The organism is Microbacterium kyungheense, from assembly GCF_006783905.1.
GTDB lineage: Bacteria > Actinomycetota > Actinomycetes > Actinomycetales > Microbacteriaceae > Microbacterium > Microbacterium kyungheense.
On record NZ_VFPE01000002.1, the window covers coordinates 1,058,281 to 1,085,252 of the forward strand.

22 protein-coding genes are annotated in these 26,972 nt (G+C 71.2%); all 22 read left to right on the top strand.

Annotated elements, in window-relative coordinates:
- The first annotated feature begins 62 nt into the window (after positions 1–62).
- Positions 63–2,720: an alanine--tRNA ligase gene (alaS, locus tag FB391_RS11725; RefSeq protein WP_141894535.1), complete on the top strand. Its 2,658-nt coding sequence runs from the start codon at positions 63–65 to the stop codon at positions 2,718–2,720.
- On the top strand, positions 2,717–3,184 hold the full coding sequence (gene ruvX / locus FB391_RS11730) for a Holliday junction resolvase RuvX (protein ID WP_141894536.1): 468 nt from the start codon (positions 2,717–2,719) through the stop codon (positions 3,182–3,184). The genes alaS and ruvX overlap by 4 nt, the downstream gene beginning before the upstream one ends.
- Entirely contained in the window at positions 3,184–4,941 is a 1,758-nt protein-coding gene (gene mltG / locus FB391_RS11735) for an endolytic transglycosylase MltG (RefSeq protein ID WP_141894537.1), read from the top strand. The genes ruvX and mltG overlap by 1 nt, the downstream gene beginning before the upstream one ends.
- Positions 4,908–5,786, top strand: a complete 879-nt coding sequence (locus FB391_RS11740; protein WP_141894538.1) for a shikimate dehydrogenase — start codon at positions 4,908–4,910, stop codon at positions 5,784–5,786. Before mltG ends, FB391_RS11740 begins: the two co-directional genes overlap by 34 nt.
- A gap of 30 nt (positions 5,787–5,816) precedes the next feature.
- Positions 5,817–7,061 (top strand): chorismate synthase, encoded by a 1,245-nt coding sequence (gene aroC, locus FB391_RS11745; protein ID WP_141894539.1) that lies wholly within the window; start codon positions 5,817–5,819, stop codon positions 7,059–7,061.
- A complete protein-coding gene (locus FB391_RS11750; protein WP_141894540.1) occupies positions 7,045–7,575 on the top strand; it encodes a shikimate kinase in 531 nt (176 codons plus the stop codon). Before aroC ends, FB391_RS11750 begins: the two co-directional genes overlap by 17 nt.
- Entirely contained in the window at positions 7,572–8,648 is a 1,077-nt protein-coding gene (gene aroB, locus FB391_RS11755) for a 3-dehydroquinate synthase (protein ID WP_141894541.1), read from the top strand. Before FB391_RS11750 ends, aroB begins: the two co-directional genes overlap by 4 nt.
- On the top strand, positions 8,645–9,175 hold the full coding sequence (locus FB391_RS11760) for a GNAT family N-acetyltransferase (protein ID WP_141894542.1): 531 nt from the start codon (positions 8,645–8,647) through the stop codon (positions 9,173–9,175). The genes aroB and FB391_RS11760 overlap by 4 nt, the downstream gene beginning before the upstream one ends.
- A gap of 130 nt (positions 9,176–9,305) precedes the next feature.
- Positions 9,306–10,895: an MFS transporter gene (locus FB391_RS11765; protein WP_141894543.1), complete on the top strand. Its 1,590-nt coding sequence runs from the start codon at positions 9,306–9,308 to the stop codon at positions 10,893–10,895.
- Positions 10,896–10,915: 20 nt separating this feature from the next.
- Positions 10,916–11,374 (top strand): type II 3-dehydroquinate dehydratase, encoded by a 459-nt coding sequence (gene aroQ / locus FB391_RS11770; RefSeq protein WP_141894544.1) that lies wholly within the window; start codon positions 10,916–10,918, stop codon positions 11,372–11,374.
- Between the two features lie 106 nt (positions 11,375–11,480).
- Positions 11,481–12,041: an elongation factor P gene (gene efp, locus FB391_RS11775; protein WP_141894545.1), complete on the top strand. Its 561-nt coding sequence runs from the start codon at positions 11,481–11,483 to the stop codon at positions 12,039–12,041.
- A 3-nt stretch (positions 12,042–12,044) separates the two neighbouring features.
- Positions 12,045–12,455, top strand: coding sequence for a transcription antitermination factor NusB (gene nusB / locus FB391_RS11780; RefSeq protein ID WP_141894546.1), 411 nt, complete (start codon positions 12,045–12,047; stop codon positions 12,453–12,455).
- A 49-nt stretch (positions 12,456–12,504) separates the two neighbouring features.
- Entirely contained in the window at positions 12,505–15,801 is a 3,297-nt protein-coding gene (locus tag FB391_RS11785) for a DEAD/DEAH box helicase (RefSeq protein WP_246093472.1), read from the top strand.
- A 97-nt stretch (positions 15,802–15,898) separates the two neighbouring features.
- A complete protein-coding gene (locus FB391_RS11790; RefSeq protein WP_141894548.1) occupies positions 15,899–17,473 on the top strand; it encodes a Rieske 2Fe-2S domain-containing protein in 1,575 nt (524 codons plus the stop codon).
- A 160-nt stretch (positions 17,474–17,633) separates the two neighbouring features.
- Positions 17,634–18,164, top strand: coding sequence for a DoxX family membrane protein (locus tag FB391_RS11795; protein ID WP_141894549.1), 531 nt, complete (start codon positions 17,634–17,636; stop codon positions 18,162–18,164).
- A gap of 117 nt (positions 18,165–18,281) precedes the next feature.
- Complete coding sequence (pyrR, locus tag FB391_RS11800; RefSeq protein ID WP_141894550.1) at positions 18,282–18,815, top strand: bifunctional pyr operon transcriptional regulator/uracil phosphoribosyltransferase PyrR; 534 nt, start codon at positions 18,282–18,284, stop codon at positions 18,813–18,815.
- A gap of 6 nt (positions 18,816–18,821) precedes the next feature.
- Positions 18,822–19,799 carry an aspartate carbamoyltransferase catalytic subunit gene (locus FB391_RS11805; RefSeq protein ID WP_141894551.1) on the top strand — a complete coding sequence of 326 codons (978 nt, stop codon included), beginning with the start codon at positions 18,822–18,824 and terminating at the stop codon, positions 19,797–19,799.
- A complete protein-coding gene (locus FB391_RS11810; protein ID WP_141894552.1) occupies positions 19,796–21,106 on the top strand; it encodes a dihydroorotase in 1,311 nt (436 codons plus the stop codon). Before FB391_RS11805 ends, FB391_RS11810 begins: the two co-directional genes overlap by 4 nt.
- Complete coding sequence (locus FB391_RS11815) at positions 21,103–21,612, top strand: PH-like domain-containing protein (RefSeq protein ID WP_141894553.1); 510 nt, start codon at positions 21,103–21,105, stop codon at positions 21,610–21,612. Before FB391_RS11810 ends, FB391_RS11815 begins: the two co-directional genes overlap by 4 nt.
- Entirely contained in the window at positions 21,609–22,766 is a 1,158-nt protein-coding gene (gene carA / locus FB391_RS11820; protein ID WP_141894554.1) for a glutamine-hydrolyzing carbamoyl-phosphate synthase small subunit, read from the top strand. Before FB391_RS11815 ends, carA begins: the two co-directional genes overlap by 4 nt.
- On the top strand, positions 22,759–26,046 hold the full coding sequence (gene carB, locus FB391_RS11825) for a carbamoyl-phosphate synthase large subunit (RefSeq protein WP_141894555.1): 3,288 nt from the start codon (positions 22,759–22,761) through the stop codon (positions 26,044–26,046). Before carA ends, carB begins: the two co-directional genes overlap by 8 nt.
- Positions 26,043–26,885: an orotidine-5'-phosphate decarboxylase gene (gene pyrF, locus FB391_RS11830; RefSeq protein ID WP_141894556.1), complete on the top strand. Its 843-nt coding sequence runs from the start codon at positions 26,043–26,045 to the stop codon at positions 26,883–26,885. The genes carB and pyrF overlap by 4 nt, the downstream gene beginning before the upstream one ends.
- The last annotated feature ends 87 nt before the right edge of the window (positions 26,886–26,972 follow it).

A 26,972-nucleotide genomic window follows, 5' to 3' on the forward strand; every position in this document is an offset into this window, starting at 1 on the left:
CGGCAGAGCCGGAGAGTCGGCGTGCCGCCCGACACGCATTCGCACGCACAGCAAGGACCCGCATGAAGACCGCCGAGATCGCGCAGCGCTACCTCGATTACTTCGAGAAGAACGGCCACACCATCGTCCCCTCGGCGTCGCTGGTGACCGACGACCCGGCGCTGCTGTTCACGGTGGCCGGCATGGTGCCGTTCATCCCGTATCTGTCGGGCGATGTGCCCGCCCCCTATGCGCGCGCGGCCGATAACCAGAAGTGCATCCGCACCAACGACATCGAAGAGGTCGGCAAGACCCCCCGTCACGGGACGTTCTTCCAGATGCTCGGCAACTGGTCCTTCGGCGACTACTTCAAGGAAGGCGCGATCCGCTACGCCTGGGAGCTGCTGACCAGCGCGGAGGAGGACGGCGGCCTCGGCTTCGACCCGAAGGACCTATGGGTCACGGTGTACGAAGAGGACGACGAGGCCCACGACCTCTGGCTGCGGCTGACCGACCTGCCCGCCGAGCGCATCCAGCGCCTGGGCAAGGACACGAACTACTGGAGCACCGGCCTGCCCGGTCCCGCCGGCCCGTGCTCGGAGATCTTCTTCGACCGCGGACCCGCGTACGGCATCGACGGCGGCCCCGCGACAGACGACGACCGCTACGTCGAGATCTGGAACCTCGTGTTCATGCAGTACGAGATCACCAACGTGCGCTCGAAGTACGACTTCGACATCGTCGGCGAACTGCCGAACAAGAACATCGACACCGGCATGGGCCTGGAGCGCATCGCGTTCATCAAGCAGGGCGTCGACAACATGTACGAGACCGACCAGGTGCGTCCGGTGCTCGACAAGGCCGTGGAGCTCTCGGGCCGCACGTACGGCGCGGATCACGAGGACGACGTGCGGTTCCGCGTGATCGCCGACCACGTGCGGTCGTCCCTCATGCTGATGTCGGACGGCGTCACCCCGTCCAACGACGGCCGCGGCTACATCCTGCGGCGGCTCATGCGGCGCGCGATCCGCTCCATGCGGCTGCTGGGCGTCGACGGCCCGACGTTCGAGGTGCTGTTCACGGCATCCCGCGACGCGATGAAGAGCGCATACCCCGTCGTCGAGACGGACTGGGCGCGCATCTCGCAGTACGCGCTGGCCGAGGAGGCGACGTTCCTGCGCACGCTCGCGGCGGGGGAGTCGATCCTCGAGGAGTCGCTGGTCGAGACCAAGTCCGCGGGCGGCACGACGATCGCCGGCGCCGAGGCGTTCCTGCTGCATGACACGTACGGCTTCCCGATCGATCTGACGCTCGAGATCGCCGAAGAGGCCGGCCTCTCGGTCGACCGCGCGGCGTTCGACACCCTCATGCAGGAGCAGCGCGCCCGCGCCAAGGCCGACGCCCGCGCCCGCAAGCGCCAGCTCGCCGACACGAGCGTGTACCGCGACCTGCGCGCGCTGGGCGAGACCGGGTTCACCGGCTACAGCGACCTCGAGACCGAGTCTCGCGTGCTCGGCATCCTCGTCGACGGCGTGTCTGTCGACCGTGCCACCACGGGTCAGATCGCCGAGGTCATCCTCGCCGAGACCGCGCTGTACGCCGAGTCGGGCGGTCAGGTCGCCGACAAGGGCGTCATCGTCGGCCCGGGCTACGAGCTCGAGGTGCTCGACGTGCAGAAGCCGGTGCCGGGCCTCATCAGCCACACCGTCGAGGTGTCCTCGGGTGAGGTCGGCGTCGGCCAGCCGGCGACGTCGGTGGTGGATGCCGCCAACCGCCGTGCCGCCCGCCAGGCGCACTCCGCCACCCACCTGGTGCACGCCGCGCTGCGCGACACGCTCGGCAAGACGGCGACGCAGGCCGGATCGCTCAACCGCGCCGGCTACATGCGCTTCGACTTCTCCTGGGGCCAGGCGCTGTCGGACGACACGAAGTCCGAGATCGAAGAGATCGCCAACAACGCCGTGCGCGACAACCTCGAGGTGACCACGCGCGTGCTGCCGCTCGACGAGGCGCGATCGCTCGGTGCGATGGCGCTGTTCGGCGAGAAGTACGGCGACACCGTGCGCATGGTCGACATCGGCGGGCCGTGGTCGCGCGAGCTGTGCGCGGGCACCCACGTCTCGACGAGCGCCGAGATCGGCCTCATCAGCCTGGTCGGCGAGTCGTCCGTCGGCGCCTCGAACCGTCGCGTCGAAGCGCTCGTGGGTCTCGACGCGTTCCGGTCGCTGGCCGCCGAGCGCGCGCTCGTGTCGCAGCTGACGTCGTCGCTCAAGGCGCCGCGCGAGCAGCTGCCCGCGCGCATCGCGGAACTCCAGGCGAACCTGAAGACGGCCGAGAAGAAGATCGCCGCGTTCGAGTCGAAGGCGCTCGGCGACCGTCTCCCGGCTCTCGCGGATGCGGCGACGCGTGTCGGCGACACGCTGGTCGTCGCCGAATCGCTCGGAACGGCGGCTTCCGCCGACGACGTGCGCTCGCTCGCCCTGCAGGTGCGGGAGCGCCTCGGCTCCGAGGCGGCCGTCGTCGCGCTCGGCGCCGTCGTCAGCGAGCGTCCCGTCGTGATCGTCGCGACCAACGACGCCGCTCGCGCCGCGGGCGCCAAGGCGGGCGTGCTCGCCAAGACCGCCGCCGGCGTGCTCGGCGGCGGCGGCGGCGGCCGCGACGACGTCGCGCAGGGCGGGGGAGCGGATGCTGCGGCGCTGCCCGCCGCGCTGGCCTCGGTGAAGGACGCCGTCGGCGCGTGACCGGCTTCAGGCGGGGCACCCGGCTCGGCATCGACGTGGGCAAGGCCCGGGTCGGCGTCGCGAGATGCGACCCCGACGGCCTGCTCGCGACGCCCGTCGAGACGGTGCCCCGAGACGACGCCACGGTGGCGCGGATCGTCGCGCTGGCCGAGGAGCACTCGGCGCTCGAGCTGTACGTCGGACTGCCCCTGAATCTGCGCGGCGAAGACACGCCGTCCACGCAGGACGCGCGGGACGTCGCGGCTGCGCTGTCGGCAGCCTCGGGCCTCACGGTGCGCCTCGTCGATGAGCGCCTGTCGACGGTGTCGGCACACGCGGCACTGCGCAGTTCGGGCAGATCCCAGCGATCGTCGCGTAGCATCGTTGACCAGGTCGCCGCTGTCGTGCTGCTTCAGCAGGCACTCGATGTCGAGAAGAGCACCGGCCGCCCGCCCGGAACCCCCGTCCCCCAGGAGCCCGCCTGATGCCCGACTCATCGCCCGATGGCGCCGCAGCACCGCTGTCGCGCCGCGCCGCCCGTGAGGCCGCCGCTCGACGGGCGGCCACCGGAGCGACACCGGCGGTGACCCCGCAGCCGTCTCCGGCGGCGCCGGTGTCGGCGGCATCCGCCCCTCACGCCCCGTCTGCCGCTCAGCCCGCGCCCGCGCAGCCCGCCCCCGCGCAGCCGCACGAGCCCGCACCCACGTGGGAGTCGCTGATCACCGGCGCGACCCCCATCGTCGGGAGCGGTCCCACCGCCCCTGCACCCGCATCGGCCCCCACCGCGCCGGCGACGCCGGCAGCCGCGCAGACCCGGGACGAGACGGCGGGCAGCGGCTTCCAGCCCGTTCCGCTGCGTGCGCCGCGGCCCACTCGCACCGACGTCGACGCCACGCCCGAGACCGATCCGTGGCTGTTCTCCGGAGACACGGCGCCCGCGATGCCCTACAGTCGGGGCAACACCGGCGCGACCGCGACGGTGACCGCGACGGCGACACGGACGGCGACGATGCCCGAGAAGGCGCCCGAACAGGCGGTGCAGAGCCCCGCGACGGGAACGCTCGACGATCTGTTCAGCGGTTCGACCTCGACCGACGACATCGGACACGTGCCCCCGCCCAAGAACAAGAAGCGCCGCCGCATCGGCGGATGGATCGCGCTCGGCGTCGTCCTGCTGATCCTGGGCGGCGTCGCGGCGGGCGGACTCTACGTGTGGAACACGTACGAGCCTCAGATCCGCAAGGTCATGGGCTGGGAAGAGCCGAAGGACTACGAGGCCGGGCTCGCGAACGGCGAGACCTCGATCACCATCATGTCCGGCGACACAGGTCAGCCCATCTCGGAGGCGCTGTTCAACGCGGGCGTCACGAAGACCGCCGGCGCCTTCTACGACTACCTGATCGAGACCGGCCAGAACCCCAACTTCCAGCCCGGGGTCTACACGCTTCAGAAGCAGATGACGAGCGAGGCCGCCCTCGCGGCGCTGATGGACCCCGCCAATCGCCAGGAGAACACGGCGCAGATCCCCGAGGGCTACACCGTCGACGGGACGCTGCAGCGCCTCTCTGAAGGCACCGGCATCCCGCTCGCGGACCTGCAGGCTGCCGCCGCCGACCCTTCGCTGTACGGCATCTCCGTCGATCCGGCCATCGCGGCGGCCGGCGGGCAGCCGCTGGAGGGCTGGCTGTTCCCGGCGACGTACACGTTCGATCCGGGCGTGACGGCCCAGACGGCGATCCAGACGCTCGTGAACCGCACGATCCAGTCGCTGGATGCCGCCGGCGTGCCCGCCGACCAGCGGCAGAGCGTGCTGACGACCGCCTCGATCATCCAGCGCGAGGCGCGGTACGAGGCGGACATGCAGAAGGTGTCGCGCGTGATCCTGAACCGGCTGGACGCGAACAACCAGGAGACGTTCGGCAAGCTGCAGATGGACTCGACCGCGCAGTACGGCTTCGGCGAGCTGCACGCCGGTTCGGCCAGCACGTCGGACGAGGCCCAGAACGACCCGAACCCGTGGAACACGTACGTCCACACCGGTCTGCCCATCGGGCCGATCGCGAACCCGGGCGACGTGGCGATCGACGCCGCGATGCATCCGGCGGACGGACCGTGGCTGTACTTCGTGACAGTGAACATGGACACCGGCGAGACGATCTTCACCGACACCTACAGCGAGCACCAGAAGTACGTGAAGCAGATGCAGCAGTGGTGCTCGGAGCACCCGGACTCGGGGTGCTGAACCCCGCAGCCGCCCGCCTGGAGGTGTGGGGCGATCCCATCGCGCACAGCCGCTCGCCGCAGCTGCACGCCGCCGCGTACGAGGTGCTGGGACTCGACTGGAGCTACGGACGGCGCCGCGTGGACGAGCAGTCGTTCGGCGCCGAGCTCGCCGGGCTCGATGACACGTGGCGCGGCCTGTCGCTGACCATGCCGCTCAAGGGCGTGGCGCGCGCGGCCGCGGCCGGCCTCGACCGTCGCGCGCAGCTGACCGGAGCGGTGAACACGCTGCTCCTCGATCCTGACGGACCCCGCGGCTTCAACACCGACGTCGGCGGGATCGTCCGCTCGCTCGCCGACGACGGGCTCACCGCCGTGCCGCGCGCACGGATCATCGGTGCCGGCGCGACGGCGACCTCCGCGCTCGTCGCCCTCGGCGAACTCGGCGCGGCCGCCGTCGAGGTCGTCGCCCGACGCCCTGAGGCGGTCGAGCCGCTGACGGCCCTGGGCGGCCGTATCGGCGTGCAGGTCACGGCGGCGTCCTTCACGGCATCCACCTTCCAGGAGGTTCCCCTCACGATCGCGACGCTCCCGGGCGATGCGCCGGTGGGGGATGCCGCGGCCGACGCCCTCGCGCAGTCGGGCGGGCTGCTGCTCGACGTGGTCTACGGTCACTGGCCGACGGCGCTCTCGGCCGCGTGGGACCGGGCGGGCGCACCCGCTCGATCGGGACTCGGGATGCTGCTGCATCAGGCTCTGCTGCAGGTCAGGATCTTCCGCCACGGGGACGCCGACACCGCGCTGGACGCCGAGGACCGCGTGCTCGAGGCGATGCGCCAGGCGCTCGAAGGCCCCGCGGCGGCGTAACCGGCGCCCGGGGCGTGGGAGACTGGAGCAATGCTCCGCGTGCTCACGGCCGGCGAATCCCACGGCCCCGAACTCGTCGCCGTCATGGAGGGTCTGCCTGCGGGCGTCCCGATCTCTCGCGCCGCGATCCAGGAGGATCTCGCGCGCCGCAAGCTCGGCTACGGCCGCGGCTCGCGCATGAAGTTCGAAGAGGACGAGCTGACGATCTCGTCGGGCGTCCGCCACGGCTACACGCTCGGCAGCCCCATCGCGCTGCGCATCGGCAACACCGAGTGGCCCAAGTGGGTCGAGGTGATGAGCCCCGAGCCCGTCGAGCTCACCGACAAGTCCCGCGGTCGCGGCGCTGCGCTGACACGTCCCCGGCCCGGCCACGCCGACCTCGTCGGCATGCAGAAGTACGGCTTCGACGAGGCCCGCCCGATCCTCGAGCGCGCGAGTGCCCGCGAGACGGCTGCGCGCGTCGCACTGGGCGCGCTGGCCCGTGCCTTCCTCGGCGAGCTCGGCATCCGCCTGGTCAGCCACACGCTGTCCATCGGTCCCGTCCAGGTGCCGGCCGGGTCCGCGCTGCCGACCCCCGACGACGTCGACGCCCTCGACGCCGACCCGCTGCGGTGCTTCGACCCGGCCACCAGCGCCGCCATGGTCGAAGAGGTCGATGCGGCCAAGAAGGACGGCGACACGCTCGGCGGCATCGTCGAGGTGCTCGCGTACGGCCTGCCTCCGGGGCTCGGCTCGCACGTGCACTGGGACCGCCGCCTCGACGCGAAGCTCGCGCAGGCCCTCATGAGCATCCAGGCCATCAAGGGGGTCGAAGTCGGCGACGGCTTCGAGACCACCCGACGCCGCGGATCGGCCGCGCACGACGAGCTCTACACCGCCGAGGACGGCATCACGCGCTCCAGCGACAAGGCGGGCGGCACCGAAGGCGGGATGTCGACCGGCACCGTGCTGCGGGTGCGCGCCGGCATGAAGCCGATCGCCACCGTCCCCCGCGCGCTGCACACGGTCGACGTCGCGACCGGCGATTCCGCACAGGCCCACCACCAGCGTTCCGACGTGTGCGCCGTCCCCGCCGCGGGCGTCGTGGCCGAGGCGATGGTCGCGGTCGTGCTGGCCGAGGTCGTGCTGGAGAAGTTCGGCGGCGACAGCGTCGCCGAGACCCGCCGCAACCTCGAGGGCTACCTCGCGGCGATCCCCGACGCCCTGCGCACCGCAGCCGAGAGCGACGCCGCCCTGACGGGCGACGTCGCTGTCAGCCATGACCTCGCCCTCTGACGCCGTCGTGCTGATCGGCCCGATGGGGGCCGGCAAGACCAGCATCGGCAAGAAGGCCGCGCGCGCCCTGGGTGTGCCGTTCTTCGACACCGACGCGGCCGTGGTTCGCGACCACGGTCCGATCGAGCGGCTGTTCGCCGAGCACGGCGAGGCGCACTTCCGCGCGCTGGAGCGGGCCGCGGTGAGCGAAGGACTCGCCACGGGCGGCGTGGTCTCGCTCGGCGGCGGAGCGGTGACCCATCCCGAGACGCGGGCCGAACTCGCCCAGCGCCGCGTCGTGCTGCTCACGGTCGCACCCCGCGTCGTCGCGGGCCGCGTGCGCGATTCCAGCCGCCCGCTGCTGCAGGGCGAGGACGCGATCGAACGATGGACGGCGATCTACGAAGAGCGCCGCCCCGTGTACGAGGAGCTCGCCGACGTGACGTTCGACACGTCGAGCGGCCCCATCCAAGACATCGTCGATGCGCTCGTCGCGTGGGTGCGCGGCGAGCACGACCAGGAGGAGACGGCATGACGGATGCCACGACCATCACCGTGCGCGGAGACGCCAGCTACGACATCACCGTGGGGCGCGGCATCCTCTCGTCCCTCGGCGCCGCGCTGCCGCCCGCCGCGCGCAAGGTGCTCGTGATCCACCCGCCGACCCTCGCGGAGCAGGCGGAGCGCCTGCGCGCGCAGCTCGTCGGCGACCGCGAGGTGCTGCTCGCCGAGATCCCCGACGCCGAGGCGGGCAAGCGCATCGAGGTGGCAGCGTTCTGCTGGCAGGTCATGGGCAAGGCGGACTTCACCCGCACCGACGCCGTCATCGGCTTCGGCGGCGGGGCGGTGACCGACCTCGCGGGGTTCGTCGCCGCAACGTGGCTGCGCGGCGTCGAGGTCGTGCAGGTGCCGACGACGGTCCTCGGCATGGTCGACGCCGCCGTCGGCGGCAAGACCGGGGTCAACACCGCCGAGGGCAAGAACCTCGTGGGCGCGTTCTGGGCCCCGCGCGCCGTGCTGTGCGACCTCGACCTGCTCGACAGCCTCTCGCGCAACGAGCGCGTGGCCGGGTACGCCGAGGTCGTGAAGGCCGGCTTCATCTGGGCGCCCGAGATCCTCGATCTGGTCGAGGCCGACCCCGAGACGGCCGTGGATCCGCAGAGCGCGGCGTTCCGTCGCACCATCGAGCTGGCGATCGAGATGAAGGCGCGCGTCGTCGGCGAGGACCTGCGCGAGGCGGGGCTGCGCGAGATCCTCAACTACGGCCACACGCTCGGGCACGCCATCGAGCATGCCGAGCGCTACCGGTGGCGGCACGGCGCGGCGATCTCGGTGGGCATGGTGTTCGCCGCCGAGCTGTCGCGACTGGCCGGCCGGCTTCCGGATGCCGCAGCCCAGCGCCACCGCGACATCCTCGACTCGCTCGGACTGCCGACGAGCTACCGCCCGGGCGCCTGGCCGCAGCTGCTGTCGACCATGCAGCGCGACAAGAAGAGCCGTGGCGGGATGCTGCGCTTCATCGTGCTCGACGACATCGCGAAGCCGACGGTGCTGCAGGCGCCGGATGAGTCGCTGCTGTTCGCGGCATACCAGGAGGTCGCGGGATGACCGCTGCGGCGGTGCGTCGCGTCCGGGCCGACGAGTGGCCCGAGGTGCGCGCGCTCCGCCTGGAGTCGACGAGCGACCCCGACGCGGCCATCGCGTTCCTGGAGACGCCCGAGCAGGTGGCGGCGCGGCCCGACGACTTCTGGAGGGACCGCACGGCGCGCGCGGCCGAGAGCGAGGTCGCCGCGCAGTTCGTCGCAGAGGCCGAGGGCGTCTGGGTCGCGAGCCTCTCGGTGCTCATCCGCGCCACCGGGCAGAAGGACCACCTCGGCCGCTACGTCGACGACCGTCGTGCCGACGCGGTGGGCGTCTACGTGAACCCCGCCTACCGCGGCACGGGCACCGTGGACGCGCTGTTCGACGCGGCCGCCGCGTGGGCGGCATCCCAGGGACTTCGTCGTCTCACGCTCGATGTGCACGCCGACAACGCCCGAGCGCAGGCCGCGTACCGGCGCAACGGCTTCTCGCCCACGGGCGTGACGTTCACCGGCCCCATCGGTCCCGAGCTGGAGATGGCACGCCCGCTCTGACCGGACAGGCGTGCCGATGCGCTCCGGGCGTTCGAGAGGCTTCACGCCGATGAGGTGATGCGGTGCAGGGGAGGGCACTGCCAGACTGTCGCCGCGCGGCAGATGCGCGCCCGTCGAAGGGAGTCCTCGCATGAGTGCCACCACGAACGCCCCCGCGAAGTCCGGCGCGATCCTCTCGACCCTCATCCTCGTCGCCGCCGTCGCGAACCTGCCGCTGTCGGTGGCGAACGTCGCCCTCCCCGACATCGGCGAGGCCTTCGACGCCTCGCAGACGCAGCTGAACCTGGTCGCGGTCGGCTATTCGCTGGGCCTGGCCGCCTCGGTGCTGTGGCTCGGGGCGGTGGGCGACCGCTACGGCCGCAAGATGATGCTGCTGATCGGCGTGCTCCTCTCGCTGCCGGCCGGGCTGGTCGCGGCGTTCGCGCCGACCATCGACGTCTTGATCGTCGCGCGCATCGTCGGCGGGCTCGCCGCGGGCATGGCGTATCCGACGACGCTGGCGCTCATCACGGCGCTGTGGTCCGGCGCGGCGCGCACGCGATCGATCGCGCTGTGGTCGGCGACGGGCGGAGCGATCTCGGCCCTCGGCCCGCTGCTGTCCGGCGTGCTGCTGGAGTTCTTCCACTGGGGGTCGGTCTTCCTCCTGACGATCCCGCTGATCCTCGTCGCGATCCCGCTCGTCATCAAGGTGGTGCCGAGCCACGTGAACGAGTCGACGGATCCGGTCGACAACCTGGGCGGGTTCTTGTCGGTGATCCTCGTGGGCGGACTCATCCTGGCCATCAACTTCGCCGCCGTGCCGGACGCCGGAACGCTGGTGCTGGGCCTCGTCATCATCGGGGCGGCCGCGCTCATCGCCTTCGTCATCCGGCAGCGCAAGGCGAAGAACCCGCTGTACGACCTCACCATCGCAGCGCGGCCGATCTTCTGGGTCGCCGCATGCGCCGGCATCATCGTGTTCGGCGCACTCATGGGCGCGATGTTCATCGGGCAGCAGTACCTGCAGAACGTCCTCGGCTACTCGACGCTCGAGTCGGGGTTCGCGATCCTCCCGGCCGCGATCTTCATGGTGCTGCTGGCGCCCCGGTCGGCGAAGCTGGTCGAGACCCGCGGCGCGCGGTTCACCCTGCTCGTCGGCTATGTCGCCGTGCTGCTGGGCTTCCTCACGATGCTGGTGCTGTGGACCGGCAGCGCCGGGTATTGGGCGGTGGGCCTCGGGTACGCGTTCGTCGGCGCCGGCGTGGGGCTCGCCGGCACCCCCGCGTCGCATTCGCTCACGGGCGCCGTGCCGGTGCGCAGAGCGGGCATGGCGTCAGGCACGGCGGATCTGCAGCGCGACCTCGGCGGCGCCATCATGCAGTCCATCCTGGGCGCCCTGCTCACGGCGGGGTACGCCGCCTCCGCCGCGAAGCTCATCGGGGACGCGCCCGACGCGGACCAGATCACCGCGTCCGTGCAGAGCCAGCTCACGAAGTCGTTCGCCAGCGCAGCCAACGTCGCACAGCAGTACCCCCAGTACTCCGATGCGATCATCAAGGCCGCCAGGGAGTCGTTCGAACAGGGCCAGACATGGGCGTACCTCGCCGGGATCATCGCCGTGGCGATCGGCGCCGTGCTGGTGTTCTTCGCGTTCCCGAAGTTCGAGCGCGAGAAGGCCCTGCTGGCGCAGTACCGCGCCGAGGACGAGCAGCCGTCACCGAGGGCGCCGTCCGCCGCGTGAAGCGACGGTAGGGTGGGCCGGTGACCACGCCGCGCCGCCTGCTCCTCGTCAACGGACCGAACCTCAACCTGCTCGGCACGCGCGAACCCGAGATCTACGGCACGCACACCCTCGCCGACGTCGAGAAGACGACGGTGGATGCCGCCGCCCGGCGCGGCTTCGACGTCCGGGCGGTGCAGAGCAACCACGAGGGCGTGCTGCTGGACGCGATCCACGCGGCGCGCGAGGACTGCGCCGGCATCGTCATCAATCCGGGCGGGCTCACCCACACCTCCGTCGTCCTGCGCGATGCGCTGTCGGCCGTCGGCCTGCCGGTGGCCGAGGTGCACATCTCGGACGTGAGGGCGCGCGAGGAGTTCCGCCACCACTCGTACGTGGCCGATGTCGCCGTCGTGCACGTCGTGGGCGAGGGCGTCGCGGGGTACGGCACCGCGGTCACGCGCCTGATCGACATCCTGACGGGCCAGGCCGAGGGCTGACGAATCCGCTCGCGGCGAGGCATCCCGTAGAATGTCCTGTCGGCGGTGCGCCATCGCGCGTGCCGGCCCCGCATGACTTTCCCTGACGAACGGACAGAATCACCTCATGGCTTCCACCGCAGACATCAAGAACGGCGTCGTCCTCAGCATCGACGGACAGCTGTGGAGCGTGGTCGAGTTCCAGCACGTCAAGCCCGGCAAGGGCGGCGCGTTCGTCCGCACGAAGCTCAAGAACGTGGTCTCGGGCAAGGTCGTCGACCGCACGTACAACGCGGGCGCGAAGATCGAGATCGAGAACGTCGACCGCCGCGACTTCACCTACCTGTACAACGACGGCGAAGGCTTCGTCTTCATGGACGTCGCCGATTACGACCAGCTCACGGTCGGCGCCGCGACGGTGGGCGACGCGGCGCACTTCCTGCTCGAGAACCAGCAGGTGCAGATCGCGCTCAACAACGGCAACCCGCTGTACATCGAGCTGCCGGCATCCGTCATCCTCGAGATCACGTACACCGAGCCCGGCCTGCAGGGCGACCGTTCGTCGGCCGGCACCAAGCCCGCCACGCTCGAGACCGGCTACGAGATCCAGGTGCCGCTGTTCCTCGAGACCGGCACCAAGGTCAAGGTCGACACCCGCACGGGCGAGTACCTCGGCCGCGAGAAGTAAGGCGTGAGCGCCCGCTCGAAGGCGCGCAAGCGCGCGCTCGACATCCTGTTCCAGGCCGACGTCCGCGGTGAGCAGCCCGCGACGATCCTCGCCGCCGAGGCCAAGCGCGCCGCGGGCGAGCCCGCCCGTCAGGCGTCATGGCTGTACGCGCGCGACATCGTCGACGGCGTGATCGACAACCGCGAAGCCATCGACGAGCAGATCACGACGTTCGCGAAGGACTGGACGCTCGCCCGCATGCCCGCGGTCGATCGCGCCGTGCTGCGCATCGGCGTGTGGGAGATCCTGTACAACGACGAGGTCCCCACCGCGGTCGCCATCGACGAGGCGGTCGAGCTCGCCAAGGAGTTCTCGACCGACGAGTCGGGCGCCTTCGTCCACGGCGTCCTCGCCAACATCGCCCGCGCATCCTGACCCTCCCGCACCGGGCCCCGTGTCCGCGGGTGTTGGCAGGATGGATGCCGTGACCCCGCCGAACGCCGCGCCGCCGTTCATCGACCCGGCGCACATCCGGCGGTTCACCGACGGCGGCACGTACGAGCGCGGCGTCGCCTACTTCGCCGACGGCGCCGTCCAGCAGCTGACGTGGGATCCGTTCACCTCGGTGCTCGAAGCGAGCGTCGCAGGAAGCGGCCGAGACGCGTACCGCTGCCGCATCCGGCTGGACCCGCAGCGGACCGACAGGCCGATCGCGGCGACATCGTGCACGTGCCCCGTCCAGTTCGACTGCAAGCACACGGTCGCGGTGCTGTTGGCGGCGAACCGGCTCGCGCGGCAGGCGCCCGCGGCGTCGTCCGAGACCGCGTGGCGCAGCGTGTTCGCTCCCGCCGTCGCGCCCGTCCACGACCGCACGCCGCTGGCGCTCGGGGTGGAGCTGCGCCAGCGGGTGCGCCGCGGCACCTCGAACTGGGCGCCGGCGCGCATCGAGACGGCCACTGCGCGCGGCCTCCACCAGTTCGGCGCCGACGTGCTGGTGGGCCTGCGCCCGCTGCAGCGCTCCGGCCGGTCGGCGGCGTGGATCAAGGGCGGCGTCTCGTGGGACGCGCTGCGACGCCCGTCGACGGCCTTCGATCCGGCGCAGGCGCGGTGGTTCGCCGAGCTGCACAGCATCGGGCGCGACGTGCGGTCGTTCGGGGCGTTCTCGGACGTGTCGGAGTGGCTGACCCTCGACGACATCGAGTCGAGCCTGCTGTGGCCGCACCTCGCCGCCGCCGCGGACCGCGGCATTCCCGTCGTCCCGACCCGGCGCGGCACGACCGTCGCGCTGGCCGAGACGGCGTCCGTGTCGGTCCAGGCGCGACGCACCGGCGGCGGCGTGGAGGTCGCGCCGGTGGTCGTCCTGGACGGCGAGCGGATCGCGGCGGCGGAGCTTCGCCCGGTCGGGCGCACCGGCCTCTACCGCTTCGCCGTCCAGCACGACCGCATCGACCTCCTGCTGGCCGAAGTGGCGCTGCCCGACCCCGTGCCGGCGCTCCTGGCCGCCCGTGAGGCGGTCACCGTGCCACCGGACGACGCCGCGGAGTTCGTGCGCGACCACCTGCCGCGGCTCGCGCGGCGCGTCGAGGTCGCCGCCCCCGGCATCGAGGTCGCGCCCGCGGCACCTCCTCGGCTCCTGGTGTCCGCGCGCTTCGACGAGGGCCACCGCATCGTGTTCACCGTCGCCTGGCGCTACGGCGGGGCGCTCGTCGGGCTCGACGGCTCCGGCGAGCGCGACGGAGCGCCTGGCTTGCTCGACGACGACCGGGACCCGGCCGCAGAGCTCGCGATCCGCGACCGCGTGGAGGCGCTGTGGCACGAGGCGTCGCCCGTGGGGTTCACGGCGGCCGGCACCCTGACGGGGCTGGACTCCGCGGAGTTCTCGGCCGTGCTGCTGCCGCTGCTGGAGGCCGACCCCGATGTGGATGTCGAGCTGTCGGGGGAGCGGCCGCGCTATCGCGAACTGGCCGGTGACCCGCGGATCGAGATCAGCACCGTCGAGACGGCCGACGCGGACTGGTTCGACCTCGGCGTGGTCGTCTCCATCGACGGCCGCACGATCCCGTTCGGGACGCTGTTCACCGCGCTGTCGCGCGGACGCAAGCGGATCATGCTGAGCGATGGGGCGTACTTCTCGCTGTCGCATCCCGCGCTGCAGCGACTGCGGGATCTGATCGACGAAGCGGGCGAACTCGACGAGTGGGAGACCGGGCCGCGCATCAGCCGGTACCAGACCGCACTGTGGGCGGACTTCGAGGATCTGGCCGACGAGGCGCAGCCGGCGGTGTCGTGGCGGGCGACCGTCGAGGCGCTCCGCGACGTCGATTCGGTGCCGTCCACGCCCCTCCCGTCCGGGCTCGACGCCGAGCTGCGCCCGTACCAGCGGACCGGGTTCGAGTGGCTCGCCTTCCTGTGGCAGCACCGCCTGGGCGGCATCCTCGCCGACGACATGGGGCTCGGCAAGACGCTGCAGCTGCTCGCGCTGGTCGCACACGCGGTCGAGCAGGACGAACGACGGCCGTTCCTCGTGGTGGCGCCGACCTCGGTCCTGTCGACGTGGCGCACCGAGGCGGCGCGCTTCACGCCCGGGCTGCGCGTCGCGGTGGTCGACGCGACGCGCAGGAAGCGCGGGATGACGGTCGCACAGGCGGCGGCCTCCGCGGATCTCGTCGTGACGTCGTACACGCTGCTGCGGCTCGACGAGGCCGAGTTCGCGGCGGTCGAGTGGGCCGGACTCATCCTCGACGAGGCGCAGTTCGTGAAGAACAGCCAGACGAAGGTGTACCGGGCCGCGCGCGACCTCAGCGCCGACGTCGTCTTCGCCATCACCGGCACACCGATGGAGAACAGCCTCACCGAGCTGTGGGCGCTGCTGTCGCTGACCGCCCCGGGCCTGTTCGCGTCCGCACGGCGGTTCCGCGAGGAGTACGTCGGGCCCATCGAGAAGGGCAAGGTGCCCGAGAACCAGGAGGGCGGCGAGTACCGCGCCGGACGCCTGGCCCGGCTGCGCCGCCGCATCCGCCCCCTCGTGCTGCGGCGCACGAAAGAACTGGTCGCCGCCGACCTGCCGCCCAAGCAGGAGCAGGAGGTGCGCATCGAGCTCGGCGCCGCGCACCGGGCTCTCTACGACACCGTGCTGCAGCGCGAGCGGCAGAAGGTGCTGGGGCTGCTGGACGACCTCGACCGCAACCGCTTCATCGTGTTCCGCTCGCTCACGCTGCTGCGCATGCTGGCGCTCGCGCCCGAGCTCGTCGATCCCGCGCACGCGCACATCGCCCCGAGCAAGCTGGGCGCGATGTTCGAACAGCTGGACGAGATCCTCGCCGAGGGGCATCGCGCACTGGTGTTCAGCCAGTTCACGTCGTTCCTGGGGCTGGCCGCCGCCGAACTCGAGGCACGCGGCATCCCGTACGCCTATCTCGACGGCTCGACGCGGGGCCGGGATGCCGCCGTCGCGGCGTTCCGCGGGGGTGCGGCCCCCGTCTTCCTGATCAGCCTCAAGGCCGGCGGCTTCGGCCTCACCCTCACCGAGGCCGACTACGTGTTCCTGCTCGACCCCTGGTGGAATCCCGCCGCCGAGGCGCAGGCCGTCGACCGCGCGCACCGGATCGGTCAGGATCGCAGCGTCATGGTCTACCGGCTCATCGCCAACGGCACGATCGAAGAGAAGGTGATGGCGCTGCAGCAGCGCAAGGCACGCCTCTTCCGAGCGGTCATGGACGACGATGCCCTGTTCGGCCGGGCCCTGACCGCCGACGACATCCGCGGGCTGTTCGACGGATGACCCGGTTTTGCACGGCCGGTCGATCCGGGTCCGCACGGGCTCTCGCCTAGAATCGACGGGTTCCACCGATCGTCTGCAGGAAAGGGCAGGTCCTCCCATGCGCGTCACGGGCCTCGGCCACGCCGGAATGTTCATCGAGACGGCGGGCGGCAGCATCCTCTGCGACCCGGTGATCGGTCCGACCTTCTTCGGATCGTGGTTCCCGTTCCCCGACAACCGCGGCCTCGACTGGGAGAAGTACGGCAAGGCGGACTTCCTGTACGTGTCGCACCGGCACCGCGACCACTTCGACCCCGCCCTCATGGAGCGCGTGGTCCCCAAGGACATCAAGGTCCTGCTGCCCGAGTACCCCACGGACGATCTCGAGCAGGACCTCCGCAAGCTCGGCTACGACAACATCGTCTACACGCAGGCCGGCGTGCCGCTGGAGTTCGGCCCGCTGAAGCTCATGGTCACGCCGCTGCGCGCGCCCAGCGACGGCCCGATCGGCGACTCGTCGCTGTCGGTCGACGACGGCACCGCCAGCATCCTGAACCAGAACGACTCGCATCCGCTCGACCTCGAGAAGCTCATGTCGTTCTCGAAGCCCGACGCGTACTTCACCCAGGTGTCGGGCGCCATCTGGTGGCCGATGGTGTACGACCTGCCGCAGGACGCCAAGCAGAACTTCGCGAAGCTCAAGCGCGACGCGCAGAACAAGCGTGCGCTCTACTACATCGAGAAGGTCGACGCCGAGCACGTCTTCCCGATGGCGGGGCCGCCCATGTTCCTGCGCGAGGAGCTGTTCCGCTACAACGGCCAGGGTCTCGACGGCGACGCGATCTTCACCGACCAGCGCGAGTTCCTCGCCCACATGCGCGAGCAGCGTCCCGACCAGAAGGGGTACGAGTTCCTTCCCGGCACGGTCGTCGACATCGTCGGCAGCGAGGTCTCGATCACGCAGACGCTGTACACCGACGCCGAGATCGACCGCGTCTTCGACGACAAGTGGTCGTACCTCGGCGAGCAGCGTGACTCCCGCCAGGACGAGATCCGCGCGGAGGAGGCGTCCCGCGCCGCCGTGCTGCCGCCGGCCGAGATGCTGGCAGCGATCCGCGAGTGGTGGGAGCCGCTGCTGCGACGCGCCCGCACCATCCGCAACGGCGTCGGCGGCAACGTGCGCTTCCGCATCGGCGACCTCGACATGGTCGTCGACTTCCCCAAGGCCAAGGTGCGCGAGTACGACGGCGAGGAGTGCATCTACTGGTACACGATCCCCGCCGATCTCGTCTCGACGAACATCCGCGACCACGAGATCGACTGGTCGAACTCGATCTTCCTGTCGATGCAGTTCGAGGTGGGCCGCAGCGGCAAGTTCAACGAGTTCCTCACGACCTTCCTCAAGTGCCTGTCGCGGGATCGCATCGAGTACGTCGAGAACTGGTACGCCGAGCAGACCGATCAGACCGAGGATGCGCAGCTGGGGGAGTGGACCGTGCAGCGCCGGTGCCCGCACCTGCGCGCGGACCTCACCAAGACCGGCAAGATCGAGGACGGCGTCCTCACGTGCTCGCTGCACGACTGGAAGTGGGACCTGGCGTCGGGCCGCTGCCTCACCAGCCAGGGCCACCCGATCCGGGCGTCGCAGGTCGAGCCGGAGCGCGAGAGCGAGGCGGCGGCTCCGGCCGCCTGACCGTGATCTTGTAGAACTCTTACAACGAAACGCCCGCTCCGGCGGGCGTTTCGTTGTACGGCGGCGCCGAATGTTGCCGGGCGAGTATCACCGAGGCGGGCGAGCGAGTCCTGATCACCGTGCCCGCCAGACGGGCGATCAGAACTCGAAGGAGCCCGTCATGACCACTGTTCCCGTCCGCGGCGCCGCCGGCGTCGTCACGCCCCCTGCCCGCCGCACCAGCCCGCTGCGCGCGGCCCTCGCCTTCGAGGCCCGCGCGGAGGGCGCCGTCAAGGTCTTCCTCGGACGCTGGAGCATCCCCGCGCTGCGCGTCGCGCTCGGCCTCGTGTTCCTCGTGTTCGGGGCGCTGAAGTTCCTCCCCGGAGTGAGCCCCATCGAAGCGCTCGTGGTGCGCACGTGGGACGCCCTGTCGTTCGGGATCGTCACCGGCTACCCGGCGATGGCCCTCACCGCCGCGATGGAGTCCGTCGTCGGCGTCCTCCTCGTGATCGGGGTGTTCCAGCGATTCGCCCTGGCGCTGCTCGCCGTCACGTTCATCGGCATCCTGTCGCCCTTGGTGTTCTTCACGGGCGACCTCTTCACGCCGGGCCCCACGCTGACCGCCCAGTACATCCTGAAGGACGTCGTGCTCGTGGCCGCGGCGCTGGTCGTGGCATCCCGAGCCCTGCGCTCGGCGCCGCACCGCAGCTGACCGTCACATCGGAGCCGGGGTGGATCGTGACGATCCGCCCCGGCTCCGTGTCGTAGACTGGGTGGCGATCACAGCAACCTTTAACCCCGTCCTGTGAGGCGGAGAAGGGAGCGGCGGATGAGCACGCGCATCGTGCTGCATGAGGCCGACATCGCCCGGGCCCTGACTCGGATCTCGCACGAGATCCTCGAGTCCAACAAGGGACCCGATGGCCTGGTCCTCCTCGGCATCCCCACTCGCGGCGTCACGCTCGCGAACCGCATCGGCGCCCTCGTCGAGCAGTTCGGCGGAACGGCGGTGCCCATCGGATCGCTCGATGTCACGATGTACCGCGACGACCTGCACCGCAACCCGACGCGTGCCCCGCAGCGCACGCACATCCCCGACGGCGGCATCGACGGCAAGGTCGTCGTCCTCGTCGACGACGTGCTCTTCTCGGGGCGGAGCATCCGCGCCGCCCTCGACGCACTGCAGGACATCGGACGCCCCGCCGCCGTCCGCCTGGCGACGCTCGTCGACCGCGGCCATCGCGAGCTGCCGATCCGCCCCGACTTCGTCGGCAAGAACCTGCCGAGCTCGCGCGAGGAACGCGTGAACGTGCGGCTCATCGAGAACGACGGCAGCGACTCCGTCACGATCGAGGGACGGTGATCTGATATGAGGCACCTGCTCGACACCCAGACGCTCGCCCGCGAGGACGCGCTGCGCATCCTTGACGTCGCCGAGGACATGGCCGACACGCAGCAGCGCGAGATCAAGAAGCTCCCCACGCTGCGCGGCAAGACCGTCGTGAACCTGTTCTTCGAGGACTCCACCCGCACCCGCATCTCGTTCGAGGCGGCCGCCAAGCGGCTGTCGGCGGACGTCATCAACTTCTCGGCCAAGGGCTCCAGCGTCTCGAAGGGCGAGTCCCTTCAGGACACCGCCCAGACCCTGCAGGCCATGGGGGCGGATGCCGTCGTCATCCGCCACGGGGCGTCCGGGGCACCGCGCACGCTGGCCACGAGCGGCTGGATCAGCGCGGGCGTCGTGAACGCCGGCGACGGCACGCACGAGCACCCCACCCAGGCGCTGCTCGACGCGTTCACCATCCGCAAGCGCCGCTTCGGCGACGCCAGCCGCGGGCGCGACCTCGCCGGGGTCAAGGTCACGATCGTCGGCGACATCCTGCACTCCCGGGTCGCGCGCTCGAACGTCTGGCTGCTCGACGCCCTCGGCGCCGAGGTCACCCTCGTCGCGCCGCCGACCCTCGTGCCGCAGGACGTGTCGGGCTGGCCCGTGCGCGTGCTCTACGACCTCGACGAGGCGATCGCGGCCGGCCCGGACGCCCTCATGATGCTGCGCATCCAGCTGGAGCGGATGGGCGCCGCCTACTTCCCGACCGAGCGCGAGTACTCGCGCCGCTGGGGGCTCGACCCCCTGCGGCTGCGCGCACTGGGCGCCGATAGCATTGTCATGCACCCCGGTCCGATGAACCGGGGCCTGGAGATCTCCGCAGAAGCCGCGGATTCGCCGCGCTCGACCGTCCTCGAGCAGGTGACCAACGGCGTCTCGGTGCGCATGGCGGCGCTCTACCTGCTGCTGGCGGGTGCGGACGACCCCACGACCGAGATCGCGAAGGAGACCACCCGATGAGCGAGACCCTCCTCTTCCGCGGAGCACTGGTCGAAGGCACCGCTGCAGCCGACGTGATCGTCGACGACGGCGTGATCGCCGAGATCGGCCCCGGCCTCAGCCGCGCCGGCGCCACCGTGGTCGACGTCGGCGGGCTGGTGCTACTGCCGGGGCTGGTCGACCTGCACACGCACCTGCGCGAACCCGGGTACGAGGCATCCGAGACGATCCTCACCGGCTCACGGGCAGCGGCTGCCGGCGGCTACAGCGCCGTGTTCGCGATGCCCAACACCTCGCCCGTCGCCGACACCGCCGGTGTCGTCGAGCAGGAGCTCGCCCTCGGCGAGGCCGCCGGGTTCGTCACCGTGCAGCCGATCGGCGCCGTCACCGTCGGTCAGAAGGGCGAACGGCTCGCCGAGCTCGGCGCCATGGCCGACTCCCGCGCCCGCGTGCGGGTCTTCAGCGACGACGGCTTCTGCGTGTGGGACCCCCTCATCATGCGTCGCGCCCTGGAGTACGCGAAGGCGTTCGACGGCGTGATCGCCCAGCACGCGCAGGACCCCCGCCTCACCGAGGGCGCCCAGATGAACGAGGGCGCCGTGTCGGCAGAGCTCGGCCTCGCCGGCTGGCCCGCCGTCGCGGAGGAGTCGATCATCGCCCGCGACGTGCTGCTGGCCGAGCACGTCGGCTCCCGCCTGCACGTGTGCCACCTGTCGACGGCAGGCTCGGTGGACATCATCCGGTGGGCCAAGAAGCGGGGCGTCAACGTCACCGCCGAGGTCACGCCGCACCACCTGCTGCTGACCGACGAGCTCGTGCGCGACTACGACGCGCGCTTCAAGGTCAACCCGCCGCTGCGCCGCGAAGAGGACGTGCTCGCGGTGCGCGAGGGCCTCGCCGACGGCACGATCGACATCGTCGCGACCGACCACGCGCCGCACCCGGCCGAGGCGAAGGCGTGCGAATGGCACGCAGCCGCCAACGGCATGGTCGGACTCGAGAGCGCGCTGCGGGTCGTGCAGCAGGCGATGGTCGACACCGGCCTCATCACGTGGGGAGACGTCGCCCGCGTCATGTCGCGCGAACCCGCCCGCATCGGCAGGCTCGCCGGGCACGGGACGCCGCTGACCGCCGGGCAGCCGGCATCCCTCGCCTTCTACGACCCGTCGCCGCGCCGCACGTTCACGACCGACGACCTCCACGGCCGCAGCGTCAACTCGCCCTACCTCGGGCGCGAACTGCCCGGCGACGTGCGCTGGACCCTGCACGCCGGCACCGTGACCGTCGCGGACGGCACCCTGCTCGACGCCCCGGGGGTGCGGGCATGACCCGCGAGGGCGCCTTGGCGATCATGATCGCCGTCGCCGTGGGGCTGCTCGCAGCCCTCGTGTGGGCCTGGTGGCGACGAACGCGGCGCGACGCGGCGTTCCAGGCGCCGGTCGGCGAGATCCCCGGCGAGGCGCACGCCGTGGCCGAGTTCGCGGCGCTGTACGTCGCGACCACGCGGCACGGCGACCCGCTCGAGCGGCTCGCGATCGCGGGCCTGGGCTTCCGCTCCCGGTCGGACGTCACCGTGACCGACGCCGGCGTCGCGCTGGATCTCACCGGCCAGCCCCGGGTCTTCCTCGCTGCGGACCGGATCGCCGACGTCGGGCAGTCGACCGTCGCGATCGACCGCGTCGTCGAGCCCGACGGCCTCGTGCGCCTCGCATGGCGCCTCGACGACGGCACCGTCGTCGACTCCTACCTTCGCCCCCAGGATGCCTCGGCCCGCGCCCTCGCGGACGCCGTGGCCGGCATCCTTCCCCCGACCCAGACGGGAACCGACGCATGACCTCCCTCTTCCAGACCGCACCGGCCGTCCTCGTGCTCGAGGACGGCACCCGCCACGTCGGCCGCGCATACGGCGCGCACGGCACGACGCTCGGCGAGGTCGTCTTCGCGACCGGCATGACCGGCTACCAGGAGACGCTCACCGACCCCTCGTACGCCGGCCAGATCGTGCTGCAGACCGCGCCGCACATCGGCAACACCGGCATGAACGACGAGGACCCCGAGTCGCGACGCATCTGGGTGTCGGGCTACATCGTGCGCGACCCCTCCCGCGTCGTCTCGAACTGGCGCGCCGACGAGTCGCTCGACGACGCGCTCGTGAACGACGGCGTCGTCGGCATCAGCGGGATCGACACGCGCGCGGTGACACGGCACATCCGCTCGGCCGGGAGCATGCGCGGCGGCATCTTCTCGGGCGACGCGGCCGCGATCGACGCCGACGAGCAGCTGCGCCTCGTACGCGAGGCGCCCGAGATGGCGGGCCAGAACCTGTCGGCCGAGGTGTCGGTCGCCGCGGCCGAGGTCACCCCCGCGACCGCCGAGCGCATCGGGAACCTCGCCGTGCTCGACCTCGGCGTCAAGCAGGCCACGGTCGACAACCTCGCCGCTCGCGGCTTCGACGTGCACGTCCTGCCGCAGGACGTCACGATCGACGAGATCCGCGCGATCGACCCGGTCGCGGTCTTCTACTCCAACGGCCCGGGCGACCCCGCCGCATCCGGAGACCACGTCGACCTGCTGCGCAGCGTGCTCGACGACGGCCTCCCGTTCTTCGGCATCTGCTTCGGCAACCAGCTGCTCGGCCGCGCCCTGGGCCTCGGCACCTACAAGCTGCCCTTCGGTCACCGCGGCATCAACCAGCCCGTGCTCGACAAGGTCACCGGCCGGGTCGAGATCACCGCCCACAACCACGGTTTCGCCGTCGATGCCCCGCTGGACGGCGAGTTCGACAGCCCGAACGGCTACGGCAAGGTCGAGGTCAGCCACGTCGGCCTCAACGACCAGGTCGTCGAGGGCCTGCGCGCCCTCGACATCCCCGCCTTCTCGGTGCAGTACCATCCCGAGGCGGCTGCCGGCCCGCACGACGCCAACTACCTGTTCGACCGCTTCCGCGACCTGGTCGTCGCGAACCTGGAGACCAAGAAGAATGCCTAAGCGCGACGACATCAACTCCGTCCTCGTCATCGGATCCGGTCCGATCGTCATCGGCCAGGCCTGCGAGTTCGACTACTCCGGCACCCAGGCCTGCCGCGTGCTGCGCGAGGAAGGCGTGCGCGTCATCCTCGTGAACTCGAACCCCGCCACGATCATGACCGATCCCGACTTCGCCGACGCGACGTACATCGAGCCCATCACGCCCGCGGTCATCGAGACGATCATCGCGAAGGAGAAGCCGGATGCCATCCTGCCGACCCTCGGGGGCCAGACCGCGCTGAACGCGGCCATGGCCCTGCACGATCAGGGGATCCTCGACAAGTACGGCGTCGAGCTGATCGGCGCGAAGGTGGACGCCATCCGCAAGGGCGAGGACCGGCAGATCTTCAAGGAGCTCGTGATCGAGGCGGGCGCCGATGTCGCGGCATCCGTCATCTGCCACTCGATGGACGACCTGCTCGCCGGCGCCGAGAAGCTCGGGTACCCGCTGGTCGTGCGTCCGTCGTTCACGATGGGCGGCCTCGGGTCGGGCTTCGCGTACGACGAGACCGACCTGCGCCGCATCGGAGGTGCCGGCCTGCACGACTCGCCCACGGGCGAGGTGCTCCTGGAGGAGTCGATCCTCGGCTGGAAGGAGTACGAGCTCGAGCTCATGCGCGACACGGCCGACAACACGGTCGTCGTCTGCTCGATCGAGAACGTCGACCCCGTCGGCGTGCACACGGGCGACTCGATCACGGTGGCGCCGGCCCTCACGCTCACCGACCGCGAGTACCAGAAGCTGCGTGACATCGGCATCGACATCATCCGCGCGGTGGGCGTCGACACCGGCGGCTGCAACATCCAGTTCGCGGTGAACCCCGAGAACGGCCGCATCATCGTCATCGAGATGAATCCGCGCGTGTCGCGCTCGTCGGCGCTCGCGTCGAAGGCCACCGGCTTCCCGATCGCGAAGCTCGCCGCCAAGCTGGCGATCGGCTACCGCCTCGACGAGGTGCCGAACGACATCACGAAGGCGACGCCGGCGAGCTTCGAGCCCACGCTCGACTACGTGGTGGTCAAGGTGCCCCGGTTCAACTTCGAGAAGTTCCCGGCCGCCGACACCACGCTCACCACGACCATGAAGTCGGTGGGCGAGGCGATGGCGATCGGCCGCAACTACGCGACCGCTCTGCAGAAGGCGCTGCGCTCGCTCGAGAAGCGCGGGTCGAGCTTCCACTGGGGCGACGAGCCTCGCTCGGTCGAGGAGCTGCTCGAGATCGCCCAGACTCCGACCGACGGCCGCATCGTCGTGCTGCAGCAGGCGCTGCGCAAGGGCGCGACGATCGAGCAGGCGTTCGAGGCGACGAAGATCGACCCCTGGTTCCTCGACCAGATCGTGCTCATCAACGAGGTCGCGGAGTTCGTGCGCCAGGCCGCGGAGCTGGATGCCGCCACCCTCCGCGTCGCGAAGGAGCACGGCTTCAGCGACGCGCAGATCGCGCAGCTGCGTGGCGACACCGAGGCGGAGGTCCGCGGCGTCCGCCACGGTCTGGGCGTCCGTCCGGTGTACAAGACCGTCGACACGTGCGCGGGGGAGTTCCCGGCGCTCACGCCGTACCACTACTCCAGCTACGACGTCGAGACCGAGGTCACGCCGTCCGAGCGGACGAAGGTCGTCATCATCGGCTCCGGGCCGAACCGCATCGGCCAGGGCGTCGAGTTCGACTACTCGTGCGTGCACGCGTCGTTCGCCCTCGCGGCGGCCGGCTACGAGACGGTGATGGTGAACTGCAACCCCGAGACGGTCTCGACCGACTACGACACGTCCGACCGCCTGTACTTCGAGCCGCTGACGCTCGAGGACGTCCTGGAGGTGCTGCACGCCGAGGCGCAGTCGGGCACGATCCTGGGCGTCGTGTGCCAGCTGGGCGGCCAGACGCCGCTCGGCCTCGCCAAGGGCATCGAAGAGGCCGGGTACACGATCCTCGGCACCAAGCCCGCCGCCATCGATCTGGCCGAGGAACGCGAGCTGTTCTCGCGCCTGCTCGACGAGGCCGGCCTGGTCGCGCCGCGCAACGGCACCGCGATCGACGTCGAGGGCGCGGTCGCGGTCGCGGAGGAGATCGGCTACCCGGTGCTCGTGCGCCCCAGCTTCGTGCTCGGCGGCCGAGGCATGGAGATCGTGTACTCGACCGAGGCGCTGCGCGACTACTTCGTGCGCATCGCCGACCAGGCGATCATCGGCCCGGGCCTGCCGCTGCTGGTCGACCGCTTCCTCGACGACGCGATCGAGATCGATGTCGACGCCTTGTTCGACGGCGAGGAGCTGTACATCGGCGGTGTCATGGAGCACCTCGAAGAGGCCGGCATCCACTCCGGCGACTCGTCGTGCACGCTGCCGCCGGTGAGCCTCGGCCGCACCGACATCGACCGCGTCCGCGAGGCCACGCACGCCATCGCCGAGGGCGTGGGCGTGCGCGGCCTGCTGAACGTGCAGTTCGCGATCTCGGCGGGCGTGCTCTACGTCATCGAGGCGAACCCGCGCGCGAGCCGCACGGTGCCGTTCGTGTCGAAGGCGCTCGGCATCCCGCTCGCGAAGGCAGCCTCGCGCATCATGGCAGGCGCCACGGTCGCCGAGCTCAAGGCGGAGGGCCTGCTTCCCGAGCAGGACGGCTCGCGCGTTCCGCTGGACGCCCCGGTCGCGGTCAAGGAGGCCGTGCTGCCCTTCAAGCGCTTCCGCACCCGCGAAGGCCAGACCGTCGACTCCGTGCTCGGCCCCGAGATGCGCTCGACCGGTGAGGTCATGGGCATCGACCGTGACTTCCCGACGGCGTTCGCGAAGTCGCAGGAGGCCGCGTACGGCGGCATGCCGCAGTCGGGCACCGTCTTCATCTCGGTCGCCGACAGCGACAAGCGCGCCGTCATCCTTCCTGCGCACCGCCTGCAGGAGCTGGGCTTCGACCTCGTCGCGACGGAGGGCACCGCCGAGATCCTCGCACGCAACGGCATCGACGTGCGGGTCGTGAGCAAGTACTCCGAGACGCAGGACTCCGGCGCGACCAACATCGTCGACCTGATCAACGCCGGCGACATCGACATCGTCGTGAACACGCCGTCCGGTGGCGCGGCGCGGGCCGACGGCTACGAGATCCGCGCCGCCGCGGTGGCCGGCGACAAGGCGCTGTTCACCACGATGGCCGTCCTCGGCGCCGCCGTCAGCGCCCTGCCGGTGCTGCGGGAGGGCTTCGATGTGAAGAGCCTGCAGGAGTACGCCGTCGAGCGGCAGGCGCGCGGATGACCTCGTTCGGGCAGCGGGTCCGTGCGGCGTTCGCGTCGCACGGACAGCTGTGCGTCGGCATCGACCCGCACGCGCATCTGCTGACCGAGTGGGGGATGGATGCCTCGGCCGCCGGCGCCCGTGAGTTCGGGCTGCGCGTGGTCGACGCCGCCGCCGGCCGTGTGGGCATCGTGAAGCCGCAGGTGTCGTTCTTCGAGCGCTACGGCTCCGCCGGCTTCGCCGCGCTCGAGGATGTCCTCGCGGCGGCGCGGGACGCGGGTCTGGTCGTGATCGCCGATGCGAAGCGCGGCGACATCGGCACGACGATGGACGCGTACGCCGAGGCGTGGCTGACGCCCGGTTCGCCGCTGGAGGCCGACGCGATGACGGCGAGCCCGTACCTCGGGGTCGGTGCGCTGGACGGCACCTTCGCCCTGGCCGAGCGCCACGGCAAGGGCGTGCTCGTGCTCGCCGCGACGAGCAACCCCGAGGCGCTGCCGCTGCAGCGCGCACGGGTGTCGGGCGGAGCCACCGTGTCCGCGGACGTGGTGCGCGAGGTGTCCGAACGCAACGCCCGGACGACGCCCGAGGGGGAGTGGGGGAGCCTCGGCTTCGTCATCGGCGGCACCGTGGACTGGACGGATGCCGGCCTGCAGCCGTTCTCGCCGGTCGCGCCGATCCTCGGCCCGGGGTTCGGGCACCAGGGCGCCGAGCCGCAGCGGCTCACCGAGCGATACGGACGGCTCGCCGAGGCCGTCATGGCCTCCGAGAGCCGCAGCATCCTCTCGGCGGGTCCTGACGCCCTCGCCGGGCGGATCGCCGAGCGCGCGGGGCTGTACGGCACCCCGGCGGCGAGGTAAACGCTGTCCTGCGGCAGGCGCACGCGGGAAGAATTCCCGCGCCACGGAGTGGTTTCGTTGAGCCCGCCCCTGCGGTGATACCTTCGG

Excerpts from the sequence above, each read along its gene's own strand:
- alaS (WP_141894535.1), top strand. The coding sequence starts at position 63 with ATGAAGACCGCCGAGATCGCGCAGCGCTACCTCGATTACTTCGAGAAG.
- mltG (WP_141894537.1), top strand. The coding sequence starts at position 3,184 with ATGCCCGACTCATCGCCCGATGGCGCCGCAGCACCGCTGTCGCGCCGC.
- aroC (WP_141894539.1), top strand. The coding sequence starts at position 5,817 with ATGCTCCGCGTGCTCACGGCCGGCGAATCCCACGGCCCCGAACTCGTC.
- FB391_RS11750 (WP_141894540.1), top strand. The coding sequence starts at position 7,045 with ATGACCTCGCCCTCTGACGCCGTCGTGCTGATCGGCCCGATGGGGGCC.
- aroB (WP_141894541.1), top strand. The coding sequence starts at position 7,572 with ATGACGGATGCCACGACCATCACCGTGCGCGGAGACGCCAGCTACGAC.
- FB391_RS11760 (WP_141894542.1), top strand. The coding sequence starts at position 8,645 with ATGACCGCTGCGGCGGTGCGTCGCGTCCGGGCCGACGAGTGGCCCGAG.
- FB391_RS11765 (WP_141894543.1), top strand. The coding sequence starts at position 9,306 with ATGAGTGCCACCACGAACGCCCCCGCGAAGTCCGGCGCGATCCTCTCG.
- efp (WP_141894545.1), top strand. The coding sequence starts at position 11,481 with ATGGCTTCCACCGCAGACATCAAGAACGGCGTCGTCCTCAGCATCGAC.
- FB391_RS11790 (WP_141894548.1), top strand. The coding sequence starts at position 15,899 with ATGCGCGTCACGGGCCTCGGCCACGCCGGAATGTTCATCGAGACGGCG.
- FB391_RS11795 (WP_141894549.1), top strand. The coding sequence starts at position 17,634 with ATGACCACTGTTCCCGTCCGCGGCGCCGCCGGCGTCGTCACGCCCCCT.
- pyrR (WP_141894550.1), top strand. The coding sequence starts at position 18,282 with ATGAGCACGCGCATCGTGCTGCATGAGGCCGACATCGCCCGGGCCCTG.
- FB391_RS11805 (WP_141894551.1), top strand. The coding sequence starts at position 18,822 with ATGAGGCACCTGCTCGACACCCAGACGCTCGCCCGCGAGGACGCGCTG.
- FB391_RS11810 (WP_141894552.1), top strand. The coding sequence starts at position 19,796 with ATGAGCGAGACCCTCCTCTTCCGCGGAGCACTGGTCGAAGGCACCGCT.
- FB391_RS11815 (WP_141894553.1), top strand. The coding sequence starts at position 21,103 with ATGACCCGCGAGGGCGCCTTGGCGATCATGATCGCCGTCGCCGTGGGG.
- carA (WP_141894554.1), top strand. The coding sequence starts at position 21,609 with ATGACCTCCCTCTTCCAGACCGCACCGGCCGTCCTCGTGCTCGAGGAC.
- carB (WP_141894555.1), top strand. The coding sequence starts at position 22,759 with ATGCCTAAGCGCGACGACATCAACTCCGTCCTCGTCATCGGATCCGGT.
- pyrF (WP_141894556.1), top strand. The coding sequence starts at position 26,043 with ATGACCTCGTTCGGGCAGCGGGTCCGTGCGGCGTTCGCGTCGCACGGA.